The organism is uncultured Algibacter sp., from assembly GCF_947487605.1.
In the GTDB taxonomy this organism is placed as follows: domain Bacteria; phylum Bacteroidota; class Bacteroidia; order Flavobacteriales; family Flavobacteriaceae; genus Algibacter_D.
In genome coordinates this window covers 1-551 of sequence record NZ_CANKXK010000066.1, presented here as the reverse complement: position 1 = coordinate 551, position 551 = coordinate 1, and the positions used below count along the sequence as shown (strand labels likewise).

Genomic DNA, 551 nt, shown 5'->3' with positions numbered 1-551 from the left:
CTTTAAGTTAAGACAAAAAAAGTTCATAAACATATTGAATTGACAGCGTAAAAATTAGATTGGAAACGATTTAATTTAACAAAGAGAATAGACCATTTTGAGTACTAGAGATTCTAATTAGTTGTTAAAAGTAGTTGCATTGTATTTATATATGATAGTAACACACAAAAATTAACGATGAAGAGTTTGATCCTGGCTCAGGATGAACGCTAGCGGCAGGCCTAACACATGCAAGTCGAGGGGTAACATTGGTGCTTGCACCAGATGACGACCGGCGCACGGGTGCGTAACGCGTATACAATCTACCTTGTACTGGGGGATAGCCTTTAGAAATGAAGATTAACACCCCATAGTATGTAAATTTCGCATGATATTTACATTAAAGGTTACGGTACAAGATGAGTATGCGTCCTATTAGCTAGATGGTAAGGTAACGGCTTACCATGGCAACGATAGGTAGGGGCCCTGAGAGGGGGATCCCCCACACTGGTACTGAGACACGGACCAGACTCCTACGGGAGGCAGCAGTGAGGAATATTGGACAATGGAGG

General features: G+C 41.7%; 1 rRNA gene. It reads left to right on the top strand.

Annotation, left to right across the window (positions count from 1 at the left end):
• Positions 1-174: 174 nt before the first annotated feature.
• A 16S ribosomal RNA gene (locus Q0739_RS14975) occupies positions 175-551 on the top strand; the annotation flags it as partial.